The following is a 1,962-nucleotide window of genomic DNA, read 5'->3' as shown; positions in this document are numbered from 1 at the left end:
TCGTTAAAGAACGTCTCGGCAAGATCTGTCATGAGGTCATCCTTGAAAGACATTGAAGCCCCTTTAAGCGACGGTAATCACGCAGCTTGCGTTAATCTGTTCGATAACGGGAAGCGGTGCGGAACGAACGCGAAGGATGTCGCTGGGCGGGTTCTTTTCGTGCCAGGTATCGACAGCGAATTCGCCTTCGAACCAACCAATATCGTTGTCGCCAACAACGCCCTGGTGGAGGGTAGCCTGAATTTCGTCAGAAAGAACAAGCACCTTATTGGTCGGGATGAAGGAAGCCAGCTCGCCGTTTGCGCCCATGTACACTTTATCATAGCGCCACACACGCATTCCGCCAACGGAACCAATGAGGCGAGCACCATTTGCACCTGCCATGACAGTGAGAGTCGCCTGGAGACCAGAAAGATTCTTGGTATCAAGCTTCTTCAAGAATGCGTCATTCTGGAGAGCCTTTTCTGCGGCAGCCTTTCCCATGACGATGTCGGTTGCAGTCAAACCAGAATACTGATTGATAAGAGTTGCAGCTTCATCAAGGTCGGAATCAATGGTCTTGATAGCACCACTCCAAGTCTTGGAAATGGAGAGATCACCTTCGCGACCGAAGTCGATGGAATCAATAACGTTACCAGCAGCGTCGGTAATGTCATACTTGCCATTGAAGAAGCCATCGGAAATGATCTTTTCCACAGTACGATGCTTCATGTTCTTCAAATCTTCAAGATCAATACCAAGAAGACGGGAAGCTCGTTCTTCAGGACTCTTAGCGTTAATGACCATACCAGGTTCACCAGGAAGACGCTTGAGACTTTCAAGAGCCTTAGTAGTACGGGTAAGTTCAATACCGTAGCAATGCACCTGGCGGGTCTTGTAGCCAGCACGCTTGGATTCGGTAGCCTTTTCGCCATCACGAACGAACGGAGCCAGCTTCTTCGTACCCTCAACGAAGTCGATAGTCACATCACGAGTCAAGTGATTAAGCGGAGTAAAGAAAGAAGTCAGGAAGCGACGCGGAGCCTTGTTGTTGTTAATAGCAAGGGTCAGTTCGCTAGGAGAGGTAATATCGATTTCAGCCATTTTCAGACCTCCTTAAACAACGGCCTTGGCAAAAATGCCCTGGGCGATCATGTTGGTTTTGTTGATAGCGAGGGTTGCTTCATCACCAAAGACAAGAGCATCCTTATTGAATTCGCCAGTCAATGCTGCAAGAGCCTTCACAGAAGAACCATCAGCAACATCAACGTCTTCGAGAAGAATTGCAAGCTTACCGACAGCACCTGCAGTAGAACCAGAAAGCTTTGCATAGGTTCCTGCGGTATTGCCTTCAACGAGAACGGTACCTGCTACGAGAGTAGCAGCACCAGCGATAGTGACGACGGTCTGGGCAACAGGATAGTCGCCCGCAACCAGTTTGTCGTATTCAGTAGTCTGTGCATCGTACATGACTTACTCCTTTGTTTAGTGACGGCCTTGAGCGAGCAAAGCACGGATTTTGTTAGTGTCGGTATTTTCAGAAGCACGAATACCACCCTGCACACTGTTTGCAGCTGCAGCTTCGGCTTCGAGACCCTTCTGGATCGCAAGCTTCTGGGCTTCGGAAAGGTTTGCATCGGCAGCGGGAGCTGCTTCAGCCTTGGCCTTGAATTCGTCACGTTCAGCAGAAACCTTCTTCAGCTCTTCTGCCTGAGCAACGATCTGTTCCTTAGCTTTGGAAAGAGCGAATACATTTGCGTCCGCAACAGTCTTGCTTTCGTCTGCAAGGTATTCAGCCTTTTCTTCGGCGGAAATTTCAACGCCATCAAAAACGGCATTCATGGAAGCTTGGCGAGCCTTGTAATCAGCAATGGCCTGAGCCTTGATAGCTTCCAAATCCACGCCTTCAGCGCTTGCTGCGGGAGCGAACTTTTTGTTTTCAGTAGCCATTACGCCACCTCCAATAGATAGACTTCCCTGAGC

The 1,962-nt window shown here is 49.4% G+C and carries 3 protein-coding genes; all 3 read right to left on the bottom strand.

All coding sequences use genetic code 11. The features are described from left to right. Window positions 1-63: 63 nt before the first annotated feature. Entirely contained in the window at window positions 64-1,083 is a 1,020-nt protein-coding gene (locus tag MJZ26_15000) for a major capsid protein (protein MCQ2107084.1), read from the bottom strand. Between the two features lie 12 nt (window positions 1,084-1,095). Continuing rightward, the gene (locus tag MJZ26_14995) at window positions 1,096-1,449 is read right to left on the bottom strand and encodes a head decoration protein (GenBank protein MCQ2107083.1); all 354 of its coding nucleotides are present in this window, start codon (window positions 1,447-1,449) and stop codon (window positions 1,096-1,098) included. Between the two features lie 15 nt (window positions 1,450-1,464). Continuing rightward, a partial coding sequence (locus MJZ26_14990) for a hypothetical protein (protein MCQ2107082.1) occupies window positions 1,465-1,962 on the bottom strand: 498 nt, incomplete at its 5' end.

It is taken from the genome of Fibrobacter sp. (assembly GCA_024398965.1).
In the GTDB taxonomy this organism is placed as follows: domain Bacteria; phylum Fibrobacterota; class Fibrobacteria; order Fibrobacterales; family Fibrobacteraceae; genus Fibrobacter.
This window is presented reverse-complemented; position numbering and strand designations above follow the sequence as displayed.